Source organism: bacterium (genome assembly GCA_016786595.1).
Taxonomy (GTDB): Bacteria; Bdellovibrionota_C; UBA2361; order SZUA-149; family JAEUWB01; genus JAEUWB01.
Window position 1 is genome coordinate 1 of the sequence record JAEUWB010000058.1, and the last position, 23,762, is coordinate 23,762.

At 44.4% G+C, this 23,762-nt stretch carries 23 protein-coding genes and 1 other RNA gene; 14 read left to right on the forward strand and 10 right to left on the reverse strand.

Going from position 1 to position 23,762, the window contains the following annotated elements:
• The 4 genes from JNK13_09980 to recR all read left to right on the forward strand — a co-directional run.
• Window positions 1-1,217, forward strand: a 1,217-nt coding sequence (locus JNK13_09980; protein ID MBL7663065.1) for a hypothetical protein, incomplete at its 5' end; no start/stop codon positions are given.
• 139 nt (window positions 1,218-1,356) lie between these two features.
• Window positions 1,357-1,450, forward strand: an RNA gene (ffs, locus tag JNK13_09985) — signal recognition particle sRNA small type.
• A gap of 82 nt (window positions 1,451-1,532) precedes the next feature.
• Window positions 1,533-3,272, forward strand: coding sequence for a DNA polymerase III subunit gamma/tau (gene dnaX / locus JNK13_09990; GenBank protein ID MBL7663066.1), 1,740 nt, complete (start codon window positions 1,533-1,535; stop codon window positions 3,270-3,272).
• Window positions 3,272-3,907 carry a recombination protein RecR gene (gene recR / locus JNK13_09995; protein MBL7663067.1) on the forward strand — a complete coding sequence of 212 codons (636 nt, stop codon included), beginning with the start codon at window positions 3,272-3,274 and terminating at the stop codon, window positions 3,905-3,907. Before dnaX ends, recR begins: the two co-directional genes overlap by 1 nt.
• Window positions 3,908-3,918: 11 nt before the next feature.
• Here the strand turns inward: recR and JNK13_10000 are convergent, their stop codons facing one another.
• Genes JNK13_10000 through JNK13_10015 form a run of 4 tightly spaced genes read right to left on the reverse strand, consistent with a single transcriptional unit; the run spans window position 3,919 to window position 7,391 of the window.
• Window positions 3,919-4,509 carry an SIS domain-containing protein gene (locus JNK13_10000; protein MBL7663068.1) on the reverse strand — a complete coding sequence of 197 codons (591 nt, stop codon included), beginning with the start codon at window positions 4,507-4,509 and terminating at the stop codon, window positions 3,919-3,921.
• Between the two features lie 47 nt (window positions 4,510-4,556).
• A complete protein-coding gene (locus JNK13_10005) occupies window positions 4,557-5,240 on the reverse strand; it encodes a DUF4124 domain-containing protein (GenBank protein MBL7663069.1) in 684 nt (227 codons plus the stop codon).
• Window positions 5,224-6,606: a sigma-54-dependent Fis family transcriptional regulator gene (locus JNK13_10010; protein MBL7663070.1), complete on the reverse strand. Its 1,383-nt coding sequence runs from the start codon at window positions 6,604-6,606 to the stop codon at window positions 5,224-5,226. The genes JNK13_10005 and JNK13_10010 overlap by 17 nt, the downstream gene beginning before the upstream one ends.
• Before the next feature lie 2 nt (window positions 6,607-6,608).
• Window positions 6,609-7,391 carry a prepilin peptidase gene (locus JNK13_10015; GenBank protein ID MBL7663071.1) on the reverse strand — a complete coding sequence of 261 codons (783 nt, stop codon included), beginning with the start codon at window positions 7,389-7,391 and terminating at the stop codon, window positions 6,609-6,611.
• Window positions 7,392-7,501: 110 nt separating this feature from the next.
• Here JNK13_10015 and JNK13_10020 point away from each other — a divergent pair, with 110 nt between their 5' ends.
• The 3 genes from JNK13_10020 to JNK13_10030 all read left to right on the forward strand — a co-directional run bounded on the left by JNK13_10020 (window position 7,502) and on the right by JNK13_10030 (window position 10,818).
• Entirely contained in the window at window positions 7,502-7,966 is a 465-nt protein-coding gene (locus JNK13_10020; protein ID MBL7663072.1) for a hypothetical protein, read from the forward strand.
• A 388-nt stretch (window positions 7,967-8,354) separates the two neighbouring features.
• Window positions 8,355-9,500, forward strand: coding sequence for an ATP-binding protein (locus JNK13_10025; protein ID MBL7663073.1), 1,146 nt, complete (start codon window positions 8,355-8,357; stop codon window positions 9,498-9,500).
• A gap of 268 nt (window positions 9,501-9,768) precedes the next feature.
• Window positions 9,769-10,818: a Fic family protein gene (locus JNK13_10030; GenBank protein ID MBL7663074.1), complete on the forward strand. Its 1,050-nt coding sequence runs from the start codon at window positions 9,769-9,771 to the stop codon at window positions 10,816-10,818.
• Between the two features lie 324 nt (window positions 10,819-11,142).
• Here JNK13_10030 and JNK13_10035 read toward each other — a convergent pair whose 3' ends face one another.
• The gene (locus tag JNK13_10035) at window positions 11,143-13,200 is read right to left on the reverse strand and encodes a UvrD-helicase domain-containing protein (protein MBL7663075.1); all 2,058 of its coding nucleotides are present in this window, start codon (window positions 13,198-13,200) and stop codon (window positions 11,143-11,145) included.
• 462 nt (window positions 13,201-13,662) lie between these two features.
• Here JNK13_10035 and JNK13_10040 point away from each other — a divergent pair, with 462 nt between their 5' ends.
• The 6 genes from JNK13_10040 to JNK13_10065 all read left to right on the forward strand — a co-directional run bounded on the left by JNK13_10040 (window position 13,663) and on the right by JNK13_10065 (window position 18,239).
• The gene (locus JNK13_10040; GenBank protein MBL7663076.1) at window positions 13,663-14,298 is read left to right on the forward strand and encodes an RlmE family RNA methyltransferase; all 636 of its coding nucleotides are present in this window, start codon (window positions 13,663-13,665) and stop codon (window positions 14,296-14,298) included.
• A gap of 17 nt (window positions 14,299-14,315) precedes the next feature.
• A complete protein-coding gene (locus JNK13_10045; GenBank protein ID MBL7663077.1) occupies window positions 14,316-15,110 on the forward strand; it encodes an ABC transporter permease in 795 nt (264 codons plus the stop codon).
• 1 nt (window position 15,111) lies between these two features.
• On the forward strand, window positions 15,112-15,855 hold the full coding sequence (locus JNK13_10050) for an ATP-binding cassette domain-containing protein (protein MBL7663078.1): 744 nt from the start codon (window positions 15,112-15,114) through the stop codon (window positions 15,853-15,855).
• Between the two features lie 117 nt (window positions 15,856-15,972).
• Window positions 15,973-17,064: an asparaginase gene (locus tag JNK13_10055; protein ID MBL7663079.1), complete on the forward strand. Its 1,092-nt coding sequence runs from the start codon at window positions 15,973-15,975 to the stop codon at window positions 17,062-17,064.
• Between the two features lie 88 nt (window positions 17,065-17,152).
• Window positions 17,153-17,617, forward strand: coding sequence for an MCE family protein (locus JNK13_10060; GenBank protein MBL7663080.1), 465 nt, complete (start codon window positions 17,153-17,155; stop codon window positions 17,615-17,617).
• 19 nt (window positions 17,618-17,636) lie between these two features.
• Window positions 17,637-18,239, forward strand: coding sequence for an ABC transporter substrate-binding protein (locus JNK13_10065; GenBank protein ID MBL7663081.1), 603 nt, complete (start codon window positions 17,637-17,639; stop codon window positions 18,237-18,239).
• 47 nt (window positions 18,240-18,286) lie between these two features.
• On the opposite strand, the gene hemW is transcribed toward JNK13_10065, so the two are convergent.
• The 5 genes from hemW to JNK13_10090 form a co-directional block, all read right to left on the reverse strand.
• Window positions 18,287-19,531: a radical SAM family heme chaperone HemW gene (hemW, locus tag JNK13_10070; protein MBL7663082.1), complete on the reverse strand. Its 1,245-nt coding sequence runs from the start codon at window positions 19,529-19,531 to the stop codon at window positions 18,287-18,289.
• An 18-nt stretch (window positions 19,532-19,549) separates the two neighbouring features.
• Complete coding sequence (locus tag JNK13_10075; GenBank protein ID MBL7663083.1) at window positions 19,550-20,296, reverse strand: hypothetical protein; 747 nt, start codon at window positions 20,294-20,296, stop codon at window positions 19,550-19,552.
• 18 nt (window positions 20,297-20,314) lie between these two features.
• On the reverse strand, window positions 20,315-20,932 hold the full coding sequence (gene lepB, locus JNK13_10080; protein MBL7663084.1) for a signal peptidase I: 618 nt from the start codon (window positions 20,930-20,932) through the stop codon (window positions 20,315-20,317).
• 89 nt (window positions 20,933-21,021) lie between these two features.
• The gene (locus tag JNK13_10085) at window positions 21,022-21,339 is read right to left on the reverse strand and encodes a hypothetical protein (GenBank protein MBL7663085.1); all 318 of its coding nucleotides are present in this window, start codon (window positions 21,337-21,339) and stop codon (window positions 21,022-21,024) included.
• Window positions 21,340-21,434: 95 nt separating this feature from the next.
• A complete protein-coding gene (locus tag JNK13_10090) occupies window positions 21,435-21,872 on the reverse strand; it encodes an MCE family protein (protein MBL7663086.1) in 438 nt (145 codons plus the stop codon).
• Between the two features lie 169 nt (window positions 21,873-22,041).
• Here JNK13_10090 and tadA point away from each other — a divergent pair, with 169 nt between their 5' ends.
• Entirely contained in the window at window positions 22,042-23,670 is a 1,629-nt protein-coding gene (tadA, locus tag JNK13_10095; GenBank protein MBL7663087.1) for a Flp pilus assembly complex ATPase component TadA, read from the forward strand.
• Window positions 23,671-23,762 lie beyond the last annotated feature (92 nt).

Sequence of the window (23,762 nt, forward strand, 5' to 3'; positions counted from 1 at the left end):
AAAATATAAATGGGGGCTGCCAACTGGCAAGCCTAAAACCCCAAGGCACAGTGGTCTGTAACGGTGGAGAAAAGCTCTACTCCCCAGAAAACCAATACGGAGCAATCGGAAGCTGCGGCACCGTACTCCAAGATACAATGACAAACGTCTCTGCCTACACCCAAACAGTCAATAACTCCCAACTTGTCAACGGCCAATCAATCGGAGCCCCAACCTTTCAAGGTCTAAGCGGAGTTAACGACTTTAGCTGGAACGGCAGCACCAATAGCCACTGGGTACAAACTCTATATCGCCCCCGAGACGGTCAAGGAAACGAAATCACTAACCCTCAAATCGTCCGCGGAATCGAAGACCTCTCTACACCAAGTAACCGCACCATCTACGAGCACGTAGACGGAAACTGGCGCCCCGATAAGACCTACTTTAATTTCTCCCTCGGCGGAGAAGTCGGTGGACCAGACTTCTTTGAAACTCGCGTAAAACGCCTGGAACTAGCAAGCACAACACAACGCCCTATCGAAGCCGTCTACCCGTTTAATCAATCCGAAGCCTACCAAATCCCAGATTGGGGCAGCACTAGCTACCAAAATCAATACGACTACAACCGCGACTGTAATCTTGACTACGAATGCGAAGGCCGAAACGGCACCTACCTAACCCTAGAAGAAAGACTTCGCGCCTACGCTGCTCTAGAACTTCCCGTAGCAAGCGACCCACAATATACATTTGCCTACAACGACCAAATGCTACGCACGGTAGAAGCCTCCGAAGCTACAAACCTACCAGCCTGTAGCCCATTAAAACCCTACTGCTCAGTGAAGACAGAAACCTCAGTCGACCTCGGAGTATTTCGCATCAGCCAATACCCATCCGGCCCTCCAGCCTGCCACGATGGCACCTACACCCGCTGTACTAGTGAAGTTGTCGGCAATATCGAAGAGCCCGGCGACCCAGACCGCTACGTTGACGTGGAACTAGCCAAAGCAGTAGGTCTTCAAGAAATCGAACGCTTTAATCCCGGCTACGAACGCGATTGTCAGGATCCGTCCTGCGCTAAAATCGAAGTTGAAATGACCTCGCCAATTACCGCCACCGTGAAAGCAAGCTACGAAGTGCCGCTCTTCTTCCCACTCGATATCCTCCTCGGACATCCCTCAATCAAAGTGTCCTCGGAAAAAGAAGAAGTCTATGAAATGGCTTCAGTCGGACGCGGATAGGAAAGCTCGGATTAAGCTGTTTTCTACCGTATAAGGAAACAACTTGAGTAAGTCTTTTTACCGCGAATTAAAATGACTCAAATTTGTCCCTGTAAAACATTCAAATTGGACAATTTATTCTACATTGGCTAGTTTCAACAGTGACGCTGGTGCAAGAGAGGACCGCAAACCCCGCCAGGACCGAAAGGTAGCAACGGTAGCGTGCCCTCCTCTGTGTCATCGGCGTCTTTTGAAGTGTTTCGAAAAACACTTCTTCCGCTGCAGCCCCGATTTTATGATTAGGCGTAAGTGGATCTGTCATGCATAGCTTCCAATATGTCGCACTTAGTCCTTGCTCGAAAATGCCGTCCTCAAACCTTTAAGTCCTTAATCGGGCAAGATTATGTTCGCACAGCTCTTGCCAATGCAATCTTACGCGGACGAGTGCCCCACGCACTCCTACTTACAGGACCACGTGGAGTCGGAAAAACTAGTACAGCACGAATCTTTGCCAAGGCTCTAAACTGCCAAAAACGCGCTGACGAATTTAGCGCTGAGCAAGTCGCGCAAAATAACTCCGACCTCGTCGAACCTTGCGGCCAATGCCAAAATTGCAAAGAAATCGCGCATTCAAATTCATTAGCAGTCTGGGAAATTGATGGCGCTTCAAATAATAGTGTGGAAAACGTCAGGGAATTAATTGACTCCCTACACACACTCCCGCCACCCGGTTCACGCTACAAAATCTATATTATCGATGAAGTGCACATGCTTTCTGCTGCAGCATTTAATGCGCTGCTAAAAACTCTCGAGGAGCCTCCTCCACAATCAATTTTTATTTTTGCCACAACTGAGCCGCATAAACTACCTGAAACCGTGATCTCACGTTGCCAGCGACATGACTTTTCTGCACTTTCCACAGAAACTATTTTTAACGAACTCAAAAATATTGCCCAAAACGAAAATTTCAAAATCGAGGACAAAGTGCTCGGACTCTTGGCAAGAAAAGCACGCGGCGGAATGCGCGATGCTCAATCTATGCTCGAACGCATTATCGCTCTTGGAGATGAGTCGCTCACACTAGAATCAGCAAATAAGATTTTTGGCTTTGTTGACCGCGAGTTCTTTTTTAAACTCTTTGACGCAATTACTACTAGTAACAGTGCGCTGGCCCTCAAACAACTCTCAGAAATGTTTCAGCAGGCCTTACACATCCGGACATTTCTCGAAGATTTTCTGCTACATTCAAGAAACCTATTAGTTTCTGCAGTTGAATGCACCAAAGCAAAACCCGATCATGAATTATTAGCTCAAATACTTATGTGCGATAGATCTGAAGTTGAACGCTTCATCGCCCAAAGCACTAAACTAAGCTTATTCGAGGCTCAGCGCTTATTTGATGCTGCCGAACGTGGCGTGAGTATTGCCCTGACTAGCCCTGACCCAAGATTTTCACTAGAAGCAACAGTAGTCAGAATGTCTACACTTGAAGACTTAAAACCTATTGCCGAGATTTTACAGCAATTAACACAAGGCGGTTTGACTAGCACCAAACCATCAGCCCCAAGTAAATTCGAGCCCTCTGGTAAATCAACCAGACTCGCCGCCGAAAAGAATCAACCCGTGGTGACCCAAGCCCGACAAGAATCACAAGGCTTTAACCCCTCCTGGGAGGCATTTGTTCATTTCGTCAACAGTCACTCCGAGCTAATGCTCGCCCAGCACTTACGTCGCGTTTCAGTCAAAGAATTTAATCCTGGAACACTACACTTGGTGGGATCCGAATTTGATGTTAAGTCGCTTGAAGATGCTGCAACAGCAAAACGACTTAAGGAGATTTTAGCCTCATATTCTACCCACCCTAAATGGGCACTAAAATTAGAAATCCTTACAACACCAAACCAATCAGCTGTAACATTTGGCGCACAAGGGTCAATTGCTCATACTGAAGCTCAAATCAATGAAATGCGTAAGGCCGAACTCGACCAAGAAGCGCGTAGTCACCCCGTGGTTCAAGAAGCACTATCACTTTTTTCTGGCAGCACAATTGAAAAAGTGCAAATCATTAAATCCTAATGAACTATCCAGGTTTTCCACAATCGTTACGGAAGCTCGTAAACGAATTATCCAAGTTACCTTCGATTGGCGAGCGTAGCGCGCTGCGTCTGGCATATCACTTAATTGTCAAAGATAAGGATTTAGCATTACGCATGACTGAATCAATTGCAGAAGCCCTAGCAGCGGTAGCACTCTGCAAGGAATGCTTTTCATTGGCCGAGACGAACAATCGTAACGAGGCGCGCTGTGAAATTTGCCTTGATACTTCGCGTAATCCCACAATGGTTTGCGTAGTTGAAAAACCAGTCGATGTTTTATCGATTGAAAGAAGTGGTCAATATCGTGGTCTCTACCATGTGCTCCATGGACTCTGGTCACCAGTCAGGGGCATCACACCTGAAATGTTAAAATTTAACGAGCTTTTAACGCGCATTAAAAATTCTAATCCACGAATTTCTGAAGTAATTCTTGCAACCGGCACAACTGTCGAGGGAGATGCAACTGCACTTTATCTCGGGCAAGCCCTTGCAGAGCTTCAAGTCCAGACAACTCGATTAGCGCAAGGACTGCCTAAAGGTGGAGACTTGGAGTACGTTGATGATGTGACTTTGAGCTACGCACTTTCCGGAAGGCAAGAACTGGGAAAAAGCTAACCCCTAGAGGGTTAGAGCAGTTCGCCGCGCGATTTCTTTCCCAGATAACCGCCATGATGACGCTGCGCGAAATCTTCTTTGGTAAAACCCCGCTCCTCCATTGCGACTAACGCAAGGGCATCTGAAAGCGCAATCATTGCTGAGGTACTGGCTGAAGGTGTCATTCCCAATGGACAAGGTTCTTTAATATCCCCGATCGAAAGCACTAGATCACTTTCTGCTCCAAGTGGAGTATCGGGATGCGAAGTAATTGAAATAACTGCATCTGCGCCAAGATGCTTAGCGAAACCAATCACCTCAAGAACTTCTCGAGTTTTCCCGCTATTCGAATAAGCAATTAAAATATCGCCGGGAGTGACAACGCCAATGTCCCCGTGCGGGGCATCACCGGGATGCAAAAACACAGCAGGGGTTCCAGTTGTAGAAAACGTTGAAGCCGCCTTTTGTGCCACATATCCAGCCTTACCAATACCGGTGGTGAAAACCTTGCCGCGGCATTTGACAATCATTTCAACAGCGCGCACAACATTTTCATTGATGGGCACGCCCTTAATTGCTTCAGCTTCTGCTGTGAGAATTCGAGAAATGCGTTCTTTAATCATGCATCTTTTCTACTAGAAATTAGCAAGAATTTCAAATCACGTCGGTCTTAATCTACGCGAGCTTGAACTGTTGAGCAGTTCCTACAACTAACCCGTGCCTTCAGTGGAGTTTTTGCAAGATCTCCCCTGTATGGGAAAAGACCTCGTGGCAACTTATACTCGCCAATAGATAGGGCTTCAATCGTAGTTGGCCCCAGCGCCTCAATCCATTTTCTAGTGAAAGGAACTAAGAATTCAACGACCATGCCTTGTGCTTCAATCGCCGCGGTGTTTCTCAGCGTAAGATGTAATGCCTCAACATCCTGATCACGAACTTCGTTTTTAACGCTAATCCCAATAATCTCTCCTGTTCGACTACTCAGCTCTACTGGACTGACCTCAACTCGCACTTCTCCGCACGCTTTGCGATAAGCAAGAATTGCATCTTTGTACCCATCAATGCAGATTACGCTGCCATCAGCATCTTCCCTCAAACCGCAGTCAACACCGCCATGATCATTGCAATTTGCTGGAATTGACTGCTTAATCGACTTAATTTTTGCATTAATATTTTCGCGACTAATTTGTGGCAGCTCTTTTGCTTCAGCACCAGGGTTTAAAGCCTTATTTGAGTAATGCACCCGTCCCTGACTATCGGTCCAGCTATAAGCCTGCGCGCGTAATTCCAGTGGGGGTAGAGCGCAGCAAAAAAGAAAAAGAAATTGTATTAATACTTTAAATGTCCAAGCCATAATCTTTGATCTTATTTTGCAAAGACTTCAAACTAATTTCCAATAACTGCGCCGCTTGAGTACGGTTACCCTTTGTCACAGTTAGTGCTTGAGTAATTAACTCACGCTCCATTTTTCGCACAGCTTCAGGGATCGATAGATTCTCTGCAGCGACTTGCGGGTTAACTTTTGTCCGCTCTACATCTAAAATTCCATAGCGAATATTGAGTGGCAAATGTTCAAGCTTAATTACCTGTCCGTCAGAAAGGATTAAGGCCTGCTCAATGCAGTTTTCAAGCTCGCGCACATTACCTCTCCAACTATAAGCCGTCATTGCCGTTAAAACTTCCGGCGCGAATCTTGCCTCAGGCATGCCGAAATTACTCCGATGTTTTTGCAACAAAGCCTCAGCCAAAACCAGAATGTCATCTAAACGCTCACGTAAAGGTGGAAGCGTAATATTGACCACGTTTAAACGGTAATAGAGATCTTCACGAAATCTTCCAGCTTGTACGTCATCAAGTAGATTGCGCAATGTTGCTGCAATCACACGCACATCGACCTTAATTGCGGTATTTGCACCAACCGGTCGAACCTCGCTTTCCTGCAATGCACGTAACAGCTTTACCTGTAGATGAATTGGCAATTCTCCAATCTCATCCAGAAATAGCGTTCCACCACTTGCTTCCTCAAAAAGCCCTTTCTTATCGCGCGTAGCATCTGTAAACGCTCCGCGCTTGTGCCCAAACAACTCGCTCTCTAATAAATTCTCAGGAATCGCCGCACAGTTTACGGCAACAAATTTTGCATCTTTGCGATCCGAACTATAGTGAAGCGCACGAGCGACAAGTTCTTTGCCTGTTCCAGATTCGCCTTCAATTAAAATCGTAGCTTTATAATCAGAGACCTTTTTAATTTTCTCGAAAACTTCCTGCATCTTTGCGGATTTTCCAATAATCGCGGTGAAGTCATAGGTCTTTTGCAGCTGAGTTCTTAAGGCACGGTTTTCTGTTTTGAGACGCTCTCGCTCTTTTGCTTTATCGACAGTAAAAAGTATTTCTTCAGGAGAAAACGGCTTAGATATGAAATCGTGGGCTCCAAGTTTAATCGCTTTTAGCGCGTGCTCTGCAGTACCATAGGCAGACATCAGCACAATCACGGCTTGCGATTTGATCGCTTGCAAATGTTTAATAAAAGTTAAGCCATCTTCGTCCTTAAGCTTCAAATCTGTAATAATTAAATCAAATGGTTGTTTTTCGAGTAGCGCTTTTGCTGAACTAATATTGTGTGCAGAACTTACAGTATATCCAGCCTCAGAAAAGACGGCAGCAAGGGCATGCGTTACATCAATTTCATCGTCCAATATCAGCGCATTTTCGTTAGCCATAATCAGAATTTAAAGAACGGCAGATCGAAGAACATATATGAGAGAATTCCAGCAGAAAGCCAGGGCCCAAAAGGAATTTCTAAGTTCCGACCTTCACCTTTGATAAACATCAAACCGATACCAATAATTGAACCCAGAAGTGACCCAACAAAGATAGCTGGAGCAATAGAGCGCCAGCCTAATATCGAACCCGCCATGGCCATGAGCTTGATATCTCCACCCCCAAGACCTTCCTTGCCGGTGACGCGATAGTAGACTTCAGCAATCACAAAGAAAAATCCACCCCCGGCAAGAAATCCGAAAAGCGAATCGGCTAGACCAGTTGTAATTGGGAATTCAAAGATATTTAGAAATTGACTTAGTCCGCCAATAATAAAGCCAATAATAATTCCTGGTAAGTCAATTACGTCGGGAATAATTTTAAATTCAAAATCAATAAATGTAATTACAATTAAAGCCGCTGAAAATAAATAAACGACAACGCCAGTTGGAGTAAGGCCGTAATAAAAATACGAGGCTAAAGCTACACAAAGTGAAAGTACTTCAACTAGCGGGTAAACAGGAGAAATCGGCAAGCGACACTTACTGCACTTGCCCCAAAGTATGAACCAGCTTAAAACGGGAATATTTTCCCACCACAGGATTGTTTTGTTACATTTTGGACAAAATGAGCGGGTCGGAAATGCGACTGACAATTTTCTGGGGACACGATAAATACACGCGTTCAAAAAACTGCCAATTCCAAGCCCGAGAATCACAACATAAACTAGACTTAAATCAATCATAATTCCTCTTGATTAGGCTATTTGTACACGCACTTTGCCTCGTTTGCACAGCTTGTTGTTGTTTTAATTAAGAGTTAGATGTAAAAAATGTAGGCAAACACTAATTAGACATGGGCAAACTCAAGAAATTACCATCTCCAAAAATCCGCAAAATCACAGGCGGTAAGGAACCGGCAAAGCTCGTTGAAGAGTTTTTAGTAAGTCGTGGATTTAATCCGGAAGAATGCCTACAGCAGCGCTCAGCTGATGCCGCAAGTTGGTCAGTGCCGATTGCTCCCGAAGAAGAATTAGAAATCAGCATTGAAGGCTTAGGTCGGACGAACGAAACTACGATCTACATGGGGATTAATATCATGACGATCCCGACAAAGAATTTTCATAATGCCTTAGTTGCAGCTTTAACAGTTGCAGATACTTTAATTGGTGCAAAGCTAAGTCTAGTGAATTATGACCTAGTGCTGAGCATCACTTCTTACGCCAATGATATTGGTGCTCACGACCTTGATTATTTATTTGAATTGATCAGTAAGCAAAAGACCCACATCTACGATGCCTTGATTGATGAGATTAAGTAGATCTTCATCTGGCTGTTTGAGAATTGAGTTTGCTTTTTCGATAATTAAATTTCGAAATTTTCCCTGATCACATAATAGCGTTTGATATAGCTCTGTTTCCATTTGTCGTCCTGGAATCGGCATGACCACCAATGAACTGGGGTCTTCACTCATCTTCATCCTGACAGGGAGATCCTACACACGGCACGGTATCCGCTCATGAGGACGAGCTGTTTTGAGCTCAGTTCCCGCGCTTTCCCATATCAACCCAAAATTACTACTTTTTTAGGTGTCGCTTTTCTAATTTAAACTCGTTCTCAATTTGCCATAAATTCTCAAAATTCCTCAATTTTTCTCTGCTATCGAATAATTTATTGAAAAATATTTGATGGCAGCGTATAAATTGCGAATGCGTTATGCGAGAACTCTTAACCTACTACAGTTATTGGATAAGAAATCGTTTTTCCTTTTTGGACCTCGTTCTACCGGGAAGACCTCTCTCATCGAAGAGCAGCTTGGCGAAAAGGCGACGATTGTTGACTTACTAAACGCCGACACTTTCATCCGACTCACAAACCGACCTTCCGAACTCGAACAGATTATCGAAGCAGGGGGCCAGAAACTCGTGGTCATCGATGAAGTTCAGAAACTGCCAGTTCTTCTGGATGAAGTGCATCGCCTGATCGAGAAAAAGAAAATCTGCTTCCTGCTCACCGGTAGTAGCGCTCGCAAACTCAAACACGGTGGGGCAAATATGCTCGGCGGTCGGGCATGGGAGGCACGGCTCTTTCCTCTTGTTACCAAAGAGATCACCGATTTCGATCTCGACCGATATTTGCAGTTCGGTGGGTTACCACAGGTGTATACTTCAGCACTCCCAAGCGAAGAGCTAAATGCGTATGTAAACGTTTATCTCAAAGAAGAGATTCAAGCTGAGGGGCTCGTGCGTGATGTTGGTCGTTTTACAAAGTTCCTTCATCTTGCCTCGCTCTCAACGGGAGAAGTGCTTAACTTCTCCAAACTCGCCAGTGATGTCGGTTCAGCGCCGTCAACTGTGATCGAACATTTTCGAATTTTAGAAGATACCCTCATCGGTTTTTTTATCGAACCCTGGGGACGGTCAAAAAAACGGAAAGAGATCTCCACAGCAAAATTTTATCTTTTCGACACCGGTGTGACGAATACTCTCGCGCGAGTAAAACATTTGGAGCGAAATTCGAATCTCTACGGACGAGCATTCGAGCAATTTATTGCAATGGAATTGCGGGCAGCCTTATCTTACCACCGTGTGCCAGAAGAGCTTACTTTCTGGCGTACATACGAGAAACATGAAGTAGATTTTGTTATTGGAGAGCAGTTCGCTGTAGAGGTAAAAGCAACGGTAAAATCTTCCGACCGCGATGCAAAATCCTTGCGCCTCTTTGCTGATGAGACCTCTGTCCCGAGGCTCTATCTAGTCTCCCAAGACCCCATCGAACGGGTCGATGGTAGGTTGCACTTCATCCATTTTGAAAAATTTTTGAAAAATCTTTGGGATGGTAAATTATTCTCCTGATTTTCATTCAGAACAATTCAGGATTCTATGTAGTAAATAGTTAGATGCTCTAAGTAGCGCTTGCAACCAGTATAATCTAAAGCGTTTCTTAAGATATTTTTCTGTCTAGGCGTAGGCAAGGCTTTTGGGGCTACCCCAAAAAGTGAAACGCTCTAGTCTGTCGCCCTCCCTAGATACTCGCAATCGCCAAGAATAAACAATGGTGGCGGAAGCTTAACAATCCAACATACCAATTAGCTTACCTAAATGGATAAAAAATGGATATATCATGGAAACGGGCGCGTTAAAAATATCGCCAGAAATGCTCCGGCTGATCGCGGAGATCGATGAGTTCAAGGGAAGCTGGCGGACGCTGACAACGCTGGCCCCGGAAAAGCTGGCCGTGTTGAAGCGCGTCGCCACCATCGAGAGCATCGGGTCTTCGACGCGCATCGAGGGATCGAAACTGACTGACGCGCAGGTCGAGACTTTGCTGGGGCGGCTAGAGACAAAGTCTTTCGTCAGTAGCGACGAACAGGAAGTCGCCGGATATGCCGCGGTCATGGACGTGGTGTTCGATACCCAGGCCTCCATCTTACTGACGGAAAATTATATAAAACAGCTTCACGCCATGTTGCTGTGCCATTCGATCAAGGACGAATGGCACAGGGGCGAATACAAGAAGCTGCCGAACAATGTCGAGGCGTTCGACCCGGACGGGAAAAGCATCGGCATCATCTTTCAGACCGCTTCGCCCTTCGATACGCCGTTCAAGATGCAAGAACTTGTCGCCTGGACGCGTGAGGCGATGACAGATCGCGCATGGCATCCGCTGATCGTCGTCGGGCTGTTCGTCGTAGTGTTCCTGGAAATCCATCCGTTCCAGGACGGCAACGGGCGGCTGTCGCGCGTGTTGACGACGCTGCTGCTGCTCCAGGCGGGCTATTCCTATACGCCGTATTCGTCGCTGGAAAGCGTTATCGAAGCAAACAAGGAAGGCTATTATCTGGGGCTGCGGCGAACGCAAGGAACGCTGACGCGTGACAAACCGGATTTCGAGCCGTGGCTGTTGTTCTTTATGCGGTCGCTGAAAAAACAAAAGGACCGGCTGGCGGAGAAGATCGCACGGGAGCCTGGAGCGGAAGGGCTGCACCCGGACGCGATCAAGATTCTGGAGGAAGCGCGGCGCGCGGGGCGCATTACCACGGGCGAGGCGGAGAAGCTGACGGGCGCGCCTCGGCCGACTGTCAAGACGCGGCTGGCGGAGTTGGTGAAGCGCGGGCTTTTGATGCGCCAGGGGAAGGGCAGAGGGTCTTGGTATGGATTGCCGCCCCGGTAGCCCGCGCTTATCCCGACGATACCGCGTTAAAGTCTCCTATCATGGTCAGCTACCAGATCCTCTAACGCCGCTCGTTGGAGCTTCTTATCGTACAGCTTGGTAGTTCTGGAGATTGTTGAGCCAAAGAACAATCCCGGTGCGGCTTTCGGCGATGATACTAAAAATTTCTTGAATAACCTCAGTTCTGAGATTTAATCAGATAGATAATCTGTCTTTTTCAAAACTCACATGAACTCGCTATTTACTATGTGAGATAGCGTGAGATTATGTGAAAAAAGTGAAGATTTCTCTGCTACTAAATTATTTCTGAACAAAATTAGTATCTTAATAAGCGTGATTTCTGCCAGAAATTAACTCGACTGGAATGTCTCTTAAAAATCTAGACGGTATGCCGCCAAACCAAGAATTTCCGCGATAGGCCTGACGATCGGCAGCACAAGAAATAAATAGTTTTTTACGTGCACGAGTAATTCCCACATAACAAAGTCTGCGCTCTTCCTCAGACTCTCGAGGATTATCGAGCGAGCGCACGTGCGGCAATAAACCTTCCTCGAGCCCAACCATAAAGACGGAATTAAACTCCAGGCCCTTAGCTAAGTGTAGTGTCATCATCAAGACTGGTCCAGTAAACTTCTTAGCATTTTCACCTTGAGAACTTGTATCGTTTTCTTGGTCGGTTGCAAGATTGGCGCGATCTAAAAATCCAACAATTGACGGCGTTAAGCCTTCCTCAATACTAGCACGCACGAATTCGACGGCGACGTTTAAAAGCTCCATAATGTTCTCTTTCCGAGCTTCAGCTTCAGGTGTTTCTTCCTTGTCGAGCTTCGAAAGATACTGCGACTTATGGGCCAAAGTATTTAAAAAATGCGCCAAGATTTGCGTGCGATCATCAATCCCTCGGCACTCTTCTGCAAGTTGCAACAATACACTGTCGACTCGCACCGCCTCATCAATAAAGCCAGAAATTAATTCGTGAAACTCACGAAAGCGATTTTTATTTGCCGTGCTAATAAAGCTACTTGCACCTGACTTTAGGCCTTCACGCAAAGCTTCAAAGAGTGAGAGTTTGCTCTCGTCTGCATATTTAATCAGGTTATTAATCGAATTCGCACCAAGTCCGCGCGTAGGAGTGTTAATGATGCGTAAAAATGACTCGTTATCTCTCGGGTTAATACTAAGCTTTGCATAAGCGAGGATATCTTTGATTTCCTTACGCTCATAGAAGCGTCTGCCGCCGATAATCACATAAGGAATTGCGTATTCAAGTAGGCATTCTTCGAGTGCGCGTGAGAGCGCGTTAGTGCGATAGAAAATTGCGATCTCACTAGAGTTTACACCCTGGTCGACAAGGCGCAGCACTTCACGCGCAACAAACTCCGCCTCATCACGTTCATCTTCACCTTTAAAAAACGAAATTTTCTCGCCCGCTTCATTCTCAGTGCGCAGTTGCTTATCTTGGCGTCTAGTATTCTTAGAAATCACAGCCTGGGCTGCATTTAAGATTGTTTTAGTTGAACGATAGTTCTGCGAAAGGGTAATAATTTTTGCTTCAGGAAAGTCACGCTTAAAGTTTAAAATATTCTCAATTGTCGCACCACGAAAAGCATAAATTGACTGATCGTCATCGCCGACAACGCACAAATTGTGATTTTCTTCAGTCAATAATCGAATTAACTGATATTGCACACGATTGGTGTCTTGATACTCATCAATCAGAAAGTAGCGGAAATGTTCTTGGTACTGTTGCAAAACATCTGGAGCTAAACGAAAGAGCGTCACAACATTACAAATTAAATCGCCAAAATCCATGGCATCGGCTGTTTTTAGTTCTCGCTGATAACTCTCATATAATTCAGCAATTAATTCCGCCTGTGGCCCGCGCGCCCAGTTATTTTTTCTCAGGTCATCAGGAAATAAATATTCATTCTTGGCACGGTCAATCTGCGACATCACGGCACGTGGTTCAATTAAACGAGAGTCAATATTTTTCCTTTTAAAGACGCGCTTCATCGCTCCTTGAGAGTCACCATCGTCGTAAATCACAAAGCGCTTAGAATAATCGAGCATTTCTGCATGCGTGCGTAAAATGCGCACACACATTGAATGGAAAGTCGAAACCCAACTCGGCGGACGTTCCCTTGAGAACAGGCCCGCTACACGTTCTTTCATTTCACGTGCAGCCTTATTCGTAAAAGTCACGGCTAGAATTCTCTCTGGAGCAACATCCTGAGTTAAAACTAAATGTGCAATTCGTCGTGTCAAAACACGAGTCTTACCACTTCCAGCTCCAGCAAAAACCAAAAGCGGACCATCAACCGTAGTGACAGCTTCGAGTTGTTCTGGATTTAAATTTTTTAAATGCTCGCTAACTTGAATCACGAATGGGCAGTAGCTGATTCATCTGAATCAAACAAGAAGAGCTCTAAATCTGAGTATTTAGAGCTCTCTCTTTTAGAGGGTTAATAAAAATAAGTTGGAAACTGATTTAATTTCTTAAAACTGTTGGCGGCTGAGAGATTTTTTCGGCAAGAATAGACTTTTACCTACTTGAGATGAACACCAAAGCGGCACTAAAAATCTATCTCTCAAAGCTTCATTCCCGTTTTCGATTGCTTGCGGGTTAATCACTATTAACCGAGCAAAATAGCAAAGAATTGTAGCTAACGTTGCAAGTTGGAAAACTATTAGAGGGTCTCGTAAGATAATTTCCTGTATCATTTCCTTTCTCCCGCAAATTGGATAATAAAAAAGCAGTTTACTGCGAACTCAATGGCAAATAGTAAGTAGCTGCTTTCTATTTTGATTATATAGAAAAAGAATAGAATAAAGTCAATAGAAAAAATGTCTGGCAAATATAACAGAAAGGATCACTTATATAATCGAGCAAAATCAGAGGGTTATAGATCTAGGGCAGCATATAAACTTCAAGAGCTACAGAAAAAGTATAGAATTTTTCACTTATCTGACTCAGTTCTCGACCTGGGTTGCTTTCCAGGTGGATGGTCGCAAGTAGCTTCTGAGTTTATCGGCCCCAAGGGAATAGTCCTTGGAGTAGACCTTAAGGCGGTAGAGCCCCTGACGAGCGCAGTAAACCAGTCCCCTGTCCACTTTGTCATGGCAGATATTTTCGACCCAGCCACATTTGATTTCACCTCACTGCCCAGTGATTGGTCCCAAGCATTAGCAGCAAAGTTTAATGTTTTCATTTCCGATCTAAGCCCCTCACTTAGCGGCGTTAAAGACCGTGATATTGCCCAAAGCGTTGAGCTTGTAGCAAAAGTATTTGCGCTAGCTAAAACTTTACTTAAACCACAGGGAACAGTTGTAGCAAAAATATTTCCTGCCCCTGAAACAGATGAATTGATTAAGGAGCTTAAGGGCAATTTTTCACAAATTACTCGTGCGCACTTGAAGGCAACGCGCGATACTTCGTCTGAGTTTTACATCGTTGCGCAAAAATATCTGGCGAGGAATTAAAATCAATGTCTCTGGAAATGACTCAAGCTAAACCGTTTTTTATTTCACGCCTCGGAGCATCGGCAATCGAATCCCTAGAGAATCTAGGGAATGCGACAATTTTTTTATTGAAGATCATGCTGCGCTCCCTAACTCCACCCTACCGCCTAAAACTTGTAATCGATCAGCTTTATGTAGTGGGCTTTCAATCGCTTTCAGTGATTACGCTTGTGGCAATTTTTACGGGTGCAGTGCTGGCAGTCCAAGGCGAATATACTTTGTCAAAATTTGGGGCCACTGCCTACACTGGCCCCGCTGTTGCCTTGAGCTTAATTCGGGAGCTTGGTCCCGTGCTCACTGCCTTGATGGTAATTGGCCGCGCTGGCTCTGCAATGACTGCGGAACTTGGGATTATGAAGATCACTGAGCAAACCGACGCACTTGTGTCGATGGGGGTAGATCCGCTGCGCTATTTAATTGTCCCACGCTTCTTAGCTTGCTTGATCGCTGTTCCCCTGTTGGCCTCAATTTTTAATGTAGTTGGAATCCTTGGCGGGTATTTGGTTGCTACGGCAACACTAGATCTTTCTTCGGGAACATTTATTTCGCAAATGGTTCAGGCAATTCGTGATGTCGATGTAAATTCTGGTTTAGTAAAATCAATCTGTTTTGGGCTCTGTATCGGATGGATTGCCTCCTACAAGGGTTACACCTCCGGCTTAGGTGCTGTCGGCGTTAACCGAGCAACAACGCAATCGGTTGTCACAGCCTCTGTTACAATTCTAGTGCTCGATTACTTCTTAACATCAATTCTTACGCAAGTGTTCATGTAGAATGATTTCTATTCAAGCTGTTTCCAAACGTTTTGGCACCTTGCAAGTTCTCTCGAACATCTCACTTGAAATTGAAAGTGGAACGACAACGGCAATTGTTGGTCCAAGCGGCACGGGCAAGAGCGTTTTAATTAAGATCATCATGGGGCTGCTCGAACCAGACACTGGCCAAGTGCGGATTAACAGCACCTCAATTACTCAAGCCGATGAATCCACACGTAATCAATTACGTAAACGCATGGGGGTATTATTTCAGCGTGCAGCTTTATTCGACTCTTTAACACTACTTGAAAACGTCGCCTTCCCGCTTCAAGCTCATCAAATCTGTTCAGAAAAAGAAGCCTACGAGCGCGCCTGGGCAAAGCTTGAAGATGTCTCCCTAACTAAGCACGCAAATTCACTTCCTGGAGAAGTCTCGATTGGTATGCGCAAACGTGCTGGCATCGCACGTGCCCTTGTAACCAACCCCGAGCTTGTGCTTTTCGATGAACCAAACACGGGGCTTGATCCCGAAACCGGACAAGAAATCTATGATTTAATTAAAGAGACTAGCGAGCGTTATCATTTTACTGGCCTCGTAATTAGTCATGAAATCCCGGAAGTTTTTCAAGTTTGCTCGCGCGTAGTTGTGCTTTTTGGTGGTCAAATCGAATTTGACGGCAACATTGCCGAGTTTAACAATTCTTCAAGTGCAGTGGTGAGGCAATTTGCCCAAGGTTTAATCGAAGGACCAATTACGATTTGATAGTTATGTTAACGTTTAGATCTTATTCAGAATATTATAGTTTGCCCAGTACTTGATTAAATCATAAAAAGGTTTAAAGTCAGAGCTTGGGATAAACAAATCGTAGGGGATCGTCAATTGACTCCGACTATTGGTATCGTAATTGCAGGTGGAACAATCTTAATGGAGCGCAATCAAGTTGGCGCTCTGATACCAGCCAAAGATCCCTTCGCCAGATTTACCGAATCATACGGAAAAACATTAAATACAATTACCAATTCAAAAATCAGCTTAGTCGTCAATAAAGATAGTTCGAATTTAACGCCCTCTGATTGGGAAGAAATCAACGCTGCAATTTATAAATTTATCTGCGACCCTGAAGTTTCAGGTGTTGTCGTCGTGCATGGCACAGATACTCTAGCCTATAGTGCCGCTGCCGCTGCTTTTGCCCTGGGGCCAAATTTAAATAAACCGGTTGTTTTCACTGGCGCGCAAGCTGCTCCGGATGTTGCGGCAGGTGATGCGGAAATTAATTTAATCAATTCAGCGCAAGTTGCGCTTTCGCAATTAGCTGAAGTCGCAATTGTTTTTGACCGCTGCATTATCCGTGGAGTTTCGGGATCGAAAACCGATGAACGTAGTTATCGTGCCTTTCGATCGGTAAATATGCCCGCCGGGTTAGGCACGGTGACAGCTCACGGAGTAGAGTTAAGCCCCTTAGCAAAGAGGCGTGTTGAACCTAAGCTTGAAAAACCAGTTCAATTTTTGAATAACTTTTCTAACCGCGTAATTTCACTACAACATTCGCCAAATAACACGCTTAATTGCGATCACTTTAAATATTTTCTTGAAATCCCAGATCCTGAGAATCAAGGCCTTGCCTACTATCGCGCGATTATTATTACCGCCTTAGGGGCTGGAAATGTTGCTGAACCTTGGATTGATTTCATTCAAGAAGCAACTAAGCGTGGAATCGCGGTGATCTTAACTAGTCCTTTCCCTGGGCATTCAACGCTCAACAGCGATTACGATGCTGGCTATAAAGCTGTCCAGGCTGGGGCATTACCTACAGGTAACCTCACGCATGAAGCAGTTAAAGCTAAAGCTCCTTGGGCGATTGGTTGTTTACTCAAGAACGGCCAGAAGCACGGATACGATTTCATCAAAGCGCTAGGTGAGACCCTGAACCTCCCCTATATTGGCGAAACTGGCGAAGCGATTAAAGCATAAAGCCGCTCCTTTCGTAGATATTTTCCAGCTATTGTGTCGATAAATTAAACCACAGTATATACGTCTAATTGATTTATAGGAGGACGGGGTGGCGGAAAACGCTCAATATACAATTCCCAAAAAATTATCGACAGAATTTTTCGTTGGCATTTTTGTGCTGATGGGTTTGCTGGCCTTTGGTTATCTGGCGATTAATCTTGCCCGGATTAAACTTTTCGACCGTGGTTATTACCACGTCACTGCAGTCTTTGGCAGCGTTGCAGGGCTGCAAACTGGTGCTCCTGTTGAAATTGCAGGCGTTGGCATTGGCGATGTAGAAAAAATTAATCTTGCAGCAAACGAAGCTTTAGTGACCTTGAAAATTAAAGATACTGTAACCTTAACAGCAGAAGATGTTGCGGAAATTCGCACTAAAGGGATCATTGGCGATCGCTACATCATGATTATTCCTGGCCTTGGTGAAACAATTAAAAACGGCGGGAAAATCACCCAAACCACCCCTCCCGTTGAACTTGAAGATGTTGTTAAGAAATTTGTAAGTAAAGTCGAATAAAGATTAGGGATAAATGAGGATGAAACGGTTATTATTTTTATTTTGCTTGCTCAACTTAGCCTGTGCTTTCTCGGTCAGCGCTAAAGATCTTGTCACCGATCCGGGTAAACTCGTGCAAACCACAGTCTTACAGGTGCGCGAAACTGTTAAGTCAAAAAAGTCGGCGATTCCTCTCGAAGAACTGGATCGTTTACTAGAGGCGCAAATTCGCCCAGTTTTTAGTTTTAATGAAATGTCCAAGCAAAGCTTAGGCATCCATTGGACCAAGGGAACTAGTGCTGAGCAAGATGAATTTGTCAATCTTTTCAGCAATCTCTTAGCACGTACTTATTTAGCTAAAATCCGCGATATTGACCAAACTGAAATGGAAATGGCCTCGGAATCGATTGATGAGGAAAAGGCAATTGTAAAAACAATTGCTACATCTAAAGGTGAAGACTTCTCGATTGATTATCGCTTGCGCAAGGAAAATGGCGCTTGGCGCGTTTACGATGTAATCGTTGAAAACGTCAGCATCATCAGCACCTATCGCAGTGAGTTCGGTGAGGAAATACGTAAAAATCAATTTTCAGGTTTGATCAGTAAATTGCGCGATAAAATTGAGAAAAAGCAAACTTCTTAAAACTTAGAGCAATTCACTATTCGATGTAATGCGAATAGCGAATTGCTCTAGAGAAGAGTTGACACTAAGTCCTGAATAATTCGATCAGCAAGTCGCATCCCGCCGCGGGTTAATTTAAAACGTGCTGGGTCGGACCGGTCCACTACTCGGTGTTGTGCAAATTCTTCTAGAATTTGCAGCAATTTATCGCGGGAACTAGCGGCAAAATTACGCTCTAAGCAATCTCGGCTTAATCCTTCTTCGAGCCGCAGTGCTAAATAAATCAATTCAATTTGTTGCTGCCTGTCTGAAAGTTCTTCACGCATCTGCTCTGGTAAAAGTCCTTGCCGGATACGCTCGAGATAAATTTTTGGTGCCTTAATATTCGAATAGCGAATCTCTGAAGCAAGAAAACCGTGGGCACCTGCCCCCAGACCTAAATAAGGCACGCGCTTCCAATAGTTTAGATTATGCACGCATTGAAATCCTGGTCGGGCATAATTTGAAATTTCATATTGTGGATAACCTGCTTGGGCTAAAGCTTCTTGAGTGTATTCGAATAAATCGGCATGCAGATCTTCATCTCCAGTCAAAACCTCGCCACGCTTACTACGCACTCCAAACTCTGTATTTGATTCAATCGTTAAACTGTAAGCCGAAAGATGTTCGGGATTTAAGGCAATCGCAGTTTCTAAATCAGTCTGCCAACTTTCAAGAGTTTGACCAGCAGAGCCAAAAATTAAATCTAGATTGATGTTTTTAAAGCCCGCGCGACGACAAGCTGTAAGCGCCTTGGTCGTATCCTCAGGATCGTGAATTCGACCAAGAAATTTAAGCGTCTCAGGATTAAAACTCTGCGCTCCGATGCTAATACGGTTTATCCCCGCAGCTTTAAATCCGCAGAGCTTTTCAAATCCGAGTTCTTCAGAGACTGTGCCCGGATTTGTTTCTAGAGTAATTTCGCAATTAGAAGAAAATTTAAATTTACTTTTAAGTGCTACAAGCAACTTTTCAATTGATTCGACCTTACACAAGGAAGGCGTGCCTCCCCCGAAAAATATAGAACTGCAATGCTGCTCTAAGCGACAGGCTAGCTTGGACTGGTCAAGAAAAAGTTCAGAACGTAATTGAATTTCTTCAACCAACGCTGCGACATAGTCATCCTCAGCCGGTAAGATTGCACTAGCGCTAACTCCAGTAGAGCTAACTGACCCAACTGCATAAGAATTAAAATCGCAATACGGGCACTTCTGCAAGCAATAGGGCAGGTGGATATAAATACCAAAATTTTTCTTCTCAAAAGTCTCAGACATGGGCCTAGGATTTATACTCTAACTGAGCAGTGTGACTGGTGTGCCATTGACTGTCAAACTTTGTCCAAGCTGGCGGGAACGAATCAAGGCCAAGCCAAAAGATTCGCCACTTATAGGGTCCTGGGCAGCAGAAGTAATTGCTCCAGCAACTTCGTTATTTTGTGTTAAGATTTCAACGCCGACTTCACAACTACTCGCCTTGATGAGTTTAAACACTCGTGGAGCCTTACCAATCGCAGAGGCCTTTTCGATTACTTCTTGACCTGTGTAACAACCTTTATTGCCTGAGATATAGGGGCAAAGTGCACGCTCGTCTAAAAGCTCAACTGCCGAGACATGTTCATCAAGATCGATACCATAATGTGGCTGCTTAGCTTTGATACGGCATAAATGGAATTCTGTTTTAGAGCTTGCAGCAAATAAATCTCGATTAAGCCCTAGTTCTACTAAATTTACTTCCGCGAGTGACATTTTTATTACTTCAAATCGATCTGCAACTTTAAATTGTAGTAAGGCCTGAAGAAATAACTCGGCTGGTGAGCTTGGACTAATATCAGCAAGGATTAAAAATTGATCTTTTGCTTTGCGGAAAATTAAACATTTCCCCTGCAATTTCCCCTGAGGAGTTGTAATTAGGGCCTCGCGACTTTGCTCGATTTCAAGAGCTTTAATGTTTTGTGTCGTGCGGTTATGTAAATAACGTTCGGCATCGGGGCCGCTAAGGCAAAACAATACAAAGAAATTGTCGAACAATAGGTTCTGCATTAAAAAAATTTCAAAAATTTATCTGATCAAACTAAAAATTCGCCCTGATAATGGCCAAACCCAATAAAGAAAAATCGCACGGCCTTTGATTTTCTTTACATCGAGAAATGGACCTTCAGGCCAAAAACGCGAATCATAAGAGTTATCGCGGTTATCACCCATTAAAAAGACATGCCCCGCAGGGACTTCTATTGGGCCAAAGTCCTTCACTCCTCCATGAATCCAAACCGCTTGCTGATCATCTACTAAAGGGCTGCCATTGATATAAACTTTTGTGCCCCGCACCTCGACCGTATCCCCAGGTAAGCCAATCACGCGCTTAATGATTGCCTGGGTGCGTTCATTAATCTCCGTTGCTGGATCGTCAGGGATACCTTTAGCAAATACTACGACATCCTTGCGCTCCGGGACAGACCACTGCAGCACTGATTCTAATTGGAAAAAAGGCAAGCGCAATCCATAGGAGAGCTTATTAATCATTAGGTGATCATTAATTTGTAGCGTTGGCTCCATCGATTGCGATGGGATCTTAAAAGGCTCAATCACAGAGCAGCGCAATAAATATGCGACAAGCAACCAAACAGCTAATTCGAAAATTATTTTTACAGACTCTTGGGTCGTATACTTGTGTGACAAACTTCCACCATTAAACTAAGCCTTTTGCCAAAACACAGTTTTAGCAAAAGACTCCAAGATTATGAAAGTAGTGTTATTTTTCGACTGCTTTATGCAGAGTGAGATGAGCTTTTTCCAAAAACAATTGTCTGACAATCAATTTCAATCAATGGGACAGTTTTGATAACTTTGGCAATAAAAATTCCAGGTTCGAATGCGCGCGCTTTAAGCATTTCCAGTTTTTCTGCGCTCGTAATACGAATGTGTGCGTGAATTGAGTGATTAAGCTCTAAAAGAGCATGACCTTCATCTGACTCTAAAATATTGGTAACCATCGCAAGAATTGGATAAGTATTACCTACCTCCACCTCGCTTGGCGCTACTTCCAATCGTAACTGACCTGAATCACTAGATTTTAAATCTATCATAGAAAGTCCAACATCACTTTAACTATGTTATGGCAGGATTTCTAAAACCGTGCGCTTCAATCAGATATCGCTAAATCAACTTAGTACAATCGCTTTTAAGCAGGAATTTTACTTTTCCAAAAATCAGAAAAAGACGAGTAGCCTTGAAGCCTGCTTGCAGAAACAGCTTGGGAGTCAGCTTCTGTATTCCCAACACCAACCAGCAATTCGACCCCGGTGCCAAGAGTTTGTGCATTCGGGGCAAGGCGTTCTGTAATTAAACCAATCGTTGATTGGGTAACTTTTTCTTTTGAAACATGAAGGGCAAGTTCAACTACAAACTTTCCATTTTTCTTGTTTGACTTGTCTACCCCCAACTCATAATCAATCTGCGAGACTGTGCCAACCAAACTACTTTCCAAATAAACTGGAGAACCGGTCTTAAGCCCGTTGAGTTGTTCGAATGTTACTTGCACAGTTTGAAACGGCATGACTGGCAATTTGCCAGAGGCAAATTGCGCTGCAAGGGAGATGATTAAATAGAAGCTAAACATTTATACAGCAAATAATTGTGCAAATAATTATTAGTATTCTCTCACTTACACGCCAAAGTGTGTTCGGGCAATACTAAATCCACACAAACTAAGTGCGCCATCTAAGGATTTTCGAGTTTTTTTCCTTCTACAAGCAACATGAAGTCGATTCTGGCCGAAAATAAGATTGATGGAAATTCAATCGGCTACTGTTCAAAATGAATCACGTCAATGCGCTGAAGCTATCTCAAATTCGTATAGCCTTTTAGCGCAGGGTAGAGATCCGTACTCTCAGCAGCAAAGCCTGGGGACATATCTTTCACTTCCAGAACTACTCTGTCGCTGCTCCTCTGCAGAGGCACGATCAATTATCCCGCAGGAAATCGCCAGCACTTATTCGATCCTGCCTCTGGCAATTAACTCCACAAGCTCAGGGGACACAATTTTCCATGTATTACTCCCTGCCGATAACCTCAGTTCAACATTACACTACCTCAAATTCTACACCGGATTTGAAATTGTTTACGAAATCGCCGAGCACGACGAAATTCAACAAGCAATTGAAATCGCTTACTCGAGCTCTGCTTTAAAATTAAAGCAAATCAATCTACAATTGCTCGACAAAGATATTGAGCAAGGGGTAATTCCGGATTTACTCGAGGAACTTGTCTATCATGCCTTAGCTCAACGTGCTTCAGATATTTACTTAGAACCACAACAAGAAACGACTACTATCCGTTATCGCATTGACGGTGTGCTCCGTGAAGACAGCATCATTAAACTCTCTACTCGAGCAAGTAGTTTACTTTTTCGTCGTATTAAAATCGTAGCTCAAATGGACTCAATTAATACGCTGCGCCCCGACGATGGGTCATTCTCACTCAAGCGACGTGGCACAGATGTGCGGGTGAGAGTTTCAAGCCTGCCCACACCCAATGGTGAACATTTAGTTCTGCGCATCTTGGATCATGCAATCCTCGATCGTATTGATCGTAATCACTCTGCGCTAACTGAGCTGGGAATGACTGCAGAGCAATATAAACTACTCTTAGGCCATTTAGCGCAAACTCAGGGATTAATTCTGATTGCAGGGCCAACGGGCTGTGGAAAATCGACCTTACTGCATGCCGCTATTAGTAAACTTGCCAACGGCACGCGCCATATTATGACAATTGAGAATCCCGTTGAACGAATTTTGCCGCATGTCACGCATACCGAGATCCGCCACGATCTCGGCTTAGGTTTTAGTGAGCTACTCAAGGCAATTTTAAGGCAAGACCCAGATATTATTTCAGTCGGCGAAATCCGCGAGCGTGATGTGGCACTGACAGCTGCGCAAGCAGCGCTTTCTGGACACTTAGTCTTAAGCACGATTCACGCCAGCGATTCTGTGCAGGCTTTAATTCGACTACAAGAGCTACTTGAAGAAAAATCACTGCTCAACTCGACTTTAAATCTGCTGGGGTCTGTGCGGCTTCTTCCGCGAAACTGTTTACATTGTAAGGAAAAATTTAGTGCCGGAGAGATGCTAGCCAGTATTTATAACTGTAGCAGAGACGCGGTGCTGGAAATCGGGCGTGGTTGCGAAGTTTGTAACCAAACCGGCGTTTTAGGACGCGTTGGTGTATTTGAATTTTTGCCGATTACTTGCGAGCTCAGGCAAGTTCTCGAGAAGCAAATTGCCGAGTCCGAGCTTCGTGAAAAAATTCATGCGGCAGGATTTATTCCACTCTGGCAGCGCGCACGCGAATTAGTGCTTACTGGAGTTGTGCATCCGGTGATGGCAGTAAGAGTTATGGGGCTTCGCGCAGATAGCTAGAGCGTTTCACTTTTTAGTGTAGCAATATAAAAGGCCTCGTCTACGGCGAGATAGAAAAATATATGAAGAAACGCTCTAGATTATATTGGTTG